At 64.7% G+C, this 3,757-nt stretch carries 3 protein-coding genes; 1 reads left to right on the forward strand and 2 read right to left on the reverse strand.

Annotated features, from left to right (window positions below; translation table 11 throughout):
* Both JHD07_RS35125 and JHD07_RS35130 read right to left on the reverse strand, forming a co-directional pair.
* Positions 1-949: extracellular solute-binding protein (locus tag JHD07_RS35125; protein ID WP_291630530.1), on the reverse strand; the 949-nt coding region annotated here is incomplete at its 3' end.
* 85 nt (positions 950-1,034) lie between these two features.
* Complete coding sequence (locus JHD07_RS35130) at positions 1,035-2,078, reverse strand: C-terminal binding protein (protein ID WP_291630531.1); 1,044 nt, start codon at positions 2,076-2,078, stop codon at positions 1,035-1,037.
* A gap of 250 nt (positions 2,079-2,328) precedes the next feature.
* On the opposite strand from JHD07_RS35130, the gene JHD07_RS35135 reads away from it, so the two are divergent.
* Positions 2,329-3,757, forward strand: a 1,429-nt coding sequence (locus tag JHD07_RS35135; protein WP_291630533.1) for a methyl-accepting chemotaxis protein, incomplete at its 3' end; no start/stop codon positions are given.

The following is a 3,757-nucleotide window of genomic DNA, read 5'->3' on the forward strand; positions in this document are numbered from 1 at the left end:
AGATCTTGGCGACACCCTTGGGCAGCAGCTGATGCTCGCTGTCGTCGGCGATCGCCTTGGTCGCCGGGTCGTTCTTCAGCGAGAAGTACAGCGAGACGCCGTTGGCGGTCAGCGAGATTTCCTGCGAGGAGTAGGCGCGGTTGTTGCTGACGTCGTTCCAGGACGGCGTGCCGGCGATGAAGGTCGGATAGAGCTGCTTGACCCAGTTCAGCGCGGCGATCGTCTCCTTGCTGTTGATGACGACATTGCCTTCCTCGTCGAGCAGGGAGCCGTTGTGCGACCATAGCGCCCAGTTGGCAAAGCCGTTGCCGTCGCCCTTGGCGTTGCCGAGCGCGAAGCCGGCCGGCTTGCCCGCCTTGTGCAGCTTCTGGCACAGGTCGAGAATCCCGGCATGGTCTTCCGGGACCTTGTCGAAGCCGACCGATTGCAGGATCGACTTGCGGTAGATCAGGGGGCCGGCGGTGGCGCCGAACGGCAGTCCGATCCAGGCGTCGCTCTTGTTCTTCTTGCCGTAGCGCTGCGCCAGCGGCAGCCAGCCGCCATACTTCTTGCCGACATAGTCGGCGACGTCGGTCAGCTCGATCAGCTTGTCGATGTAGATGTGCGGTGCGTCCGAGAAGCCGATGATGATGTCGGGGCCGGCCCCGGAATTCGCGGTCACCGCGGTCTGCTGGTTGATGTCTTCCCAGCCGACGAAATCGACCTTGACCTCGACCCCGGTCTCCTTGGTGAATTTTGCCGCATTGGCGCGGAACACGTCCTCGTCGGCCTGGACGAAGCGCACCGGGCGCAGCATGCGCAAGGTTGCGCCCTTCTCGATCTCGCGCTTGGGTGCCGGAACATCGGCAGCCTTGATGTTGGATGTTTGCGCTGCAGCACCGGTAGCAGCAAGCGTTGCAGCGGACAGGCCCAGCGCCAAGGCATCACGACGTGTGATGTCGTTCCTCATCAGTACCTCCCTATGATGTCTCCCTTCCCGGCGTTGATCGCCGGTGAAGGGGCCGTTTGGTCCTTGGCGCGTTCGCGCCGGCCGCCTAGCTGTTCGGTCCGCGGTCCATGCTGACGGGCTGCCAGCGGCGGAGCGCGGTGTTTTGCAGCACCGACGGATTGACGCAGCTTACCGGCCACATGCCCTGCAACACCAGTGACAATTCGTAGCCCACCCGGCGCTTGCGCGCTTCGTCAAACCGTGCCGAGGCCGAGGCGACGTGGGCGGTCAGGGTCACGTTCTCCATGCCGAGCAGGGGATTGTTGTGCGAGGGCGGTTCCTTCTCCAGCACGTCGAGGGCGGCGTGGGCGATCCAGCCCTCCTGCAGCGCCTTGATCAGGCTCTCCTCGTCCACGGTGGCGCCGCGACCGGTGTTGACGAAGATCGAGCCCTTTTTCATCTGCCGAAAGTGCTTCTCGGTCATCATGTGGTGCACCTCCGGTCGCGCGGGGGCATGCATCGAGACGAAATCGGATTGCGACAGCACCTCGTTCAGCGTCGCCGGGACCACGCCGTGCTCGGACATCAGCGTTTCCTGGATGACGGGATCGTACGCCAGCATGCGCAGGCCGAACGGCGCGGCGCGCTTCGCAACCGCGCGCGCGACGCGGCCGAACGAGATGAAGCCGAGCGTCTGGCCCATCAGCCTCGGGATCTTGAGCAGCGCCGGGCGCCCTTCCGCCCAGCGGCCGTCGCGCACCATGCGATCCTGCTCGACCAGGCGGCGAAAGCCGGCCAGCAGCAGCATCATGGCGTGGTCGGCGACCTCCTCGATGAAGGTGTCGGGGATGTTGGTGACGGGAATGCCGCGCGCGGTGGCGGCCTTGACGTCGACGCTGTCGACGCCGACCGAGCCGAGCGTGATGACCTTGCAGCTCTCCAGCGCGTCGATGATGGATTTGGTGATCGGGATGCCCTTGGCGTAGATGGCGTCGGCATTCTTCGCCGCGGCGATGAACCCGGCCTCGTCGGCGGGCGCCTCGACGATCTCGGCATCGATCGGATCGAGCGCCTCGCGCTCATAGGAATAATCGCTGCCCGCGACGGTGAAGCTCGCACCCTTGGGCGTCACCACCCTGTATTTCGGCATTCTCTGCTCCCGATCTGGTTTCTTGTCGTGACCCGCCTCGACGGGGGGCCTTTGCGTCTTTTACGCGAAATCCGGGCGAGTGCGTACAATTCACGGTTGTCGTCGGCCAGGTATATTCCTGCTTTTCCGCACAAGCTCCGGGCTTCTACGGAGGTGCGTAAGGAACTTGCTAAGGGCTCCGCTCCTAAGACTTGATTCGAATTTGATCGATCTCGTCGCGCGCCCGTATCCCATTATTCGGAGCCCACCCGTGAAATTGAGCAATCTGAAGATCGCCCCGAAGCTCGGCATTCTCGTCGGCGTCACTCTGTTGGGTCTCTGCATCTCTGGCGTCCTGGCCGCTTACCTGATGAAGCAGGAGATGGTGGATGCGCGCATCGACCAGGCCAAGGCGATCGTGGAGATGGCACGCAATTACGCGGCTGCGCTCAAGAAGCGGGTCGACGCCGGCGAGATGACGAAGGACGCGGCGATGGCCGAGATTCGCCGCTACGGCAACGCGATGACCTACGACAACGGGGCAGGCTATTTGTTCGGCACCTCCTACGATGGCATCACGCAGCTTGCACCCGATCCGAAGGTGATCGGTGCCAACCGAATGGACGTCGTGACCAACGGCCGCAAACTGTCCGTCGAACTGATGGAGGGTGTGAAGGCGAAGGGATCGATCCTGCTGCACTATGAGTATATGAAGCCCGGGCAAGAGAAGCCGATCCGCAAGATCGGCTATGCGGTGGCGGTGCCCGGCTTCGACATGTATGTCGGCACCGGCGCCTATCTCGACGACATCGATGCCAAGATGGGGCCGGTCTACTGGATGCTCGGCCTTGCCATGCTCGGCATCGTCATCGTTGCCGGTGGCGTTGCCTGGCTGATCGGTCGCGGCATCAGCCGCCCGCTGGCGCTGCTCGGCGCCCGTATGAAGGACCTCGCCGACGGCAAGCTCGAGGGCGACATTCCGGGCGTCGGCCGCGGCGACGAGGTCGGCGCGATGGCCTCGACCGTGCAGATCTTCAAGGACAACGCAATTCGCATCCGCGACCTCGAGAAGACCGAGGCCGATGCCAAGGACCGCGCCGCGGCGGAACGTCGCAGCGCGATGGAAGAGATCGCCAAGGATTTCGAACGCAGCGTCAACGGCATCGTCCGCTCGGTCTCCACGGCCGCGGCCGGGATGCAGACGACGGCGCAGTCGATGACGGCGACCGCGAGCGACGCCTCCTCCCGTGCGGCGACGGTCGGGGCCGCCTCGCAAAAGGCCTCCGGCAACGTCGGCACGGTCGCGGCGGCTGCCGAGGAGCTGTCGAGCTCGGTTGCGGAAATCTCCCGTCAGGTCACGCGCTCGACCGAAGTTGCGAGCCGCGCCGTCAACGACGCCGAGCGCACCAACGCTACGGTGCAGGAGCTCTCGACCGGCGCCGAGAAGATCGGCGAGGTGGTCAAGCTCATTCATTCGATCGCGGCGCAGACCAATCTGCTCGCGCTCAATGCCACCATCGAGGCGGCGCGCGCCGGCGAATCCGGCCGCGGCTTCGCCGTCGTCGCCTCCGAGGTCAAGGCGCTCGCCAACCAGACCGCAAAGGCGACCGAGGAGATCTCCGCGCAGGTTGCCGCGATGCAGACCTCGACCAGCGACGCCGTCGCGGCGATCGGCGGCATCACCCAGACCATTGCCGAAA

This window comes from Bradyrhizobium sp. (assembly GCF_016462955.1).
Lineage (GTDB): Bacteria > Pseudomonadota > Alphaproteobacteria > Rhizobiales > Xanthobacteraceae > Bradyrhizobium.

Excerpts from the sequence above, each read along its gene's own strand:
- JHD07_RS35130 (WP_291630531.1), bottom strand. The coding sequence starts at position 2,078 with ATGCCGAAATACAGGGTGGTGACGCCCAAGGGTGCGAGCTTCACCGTC.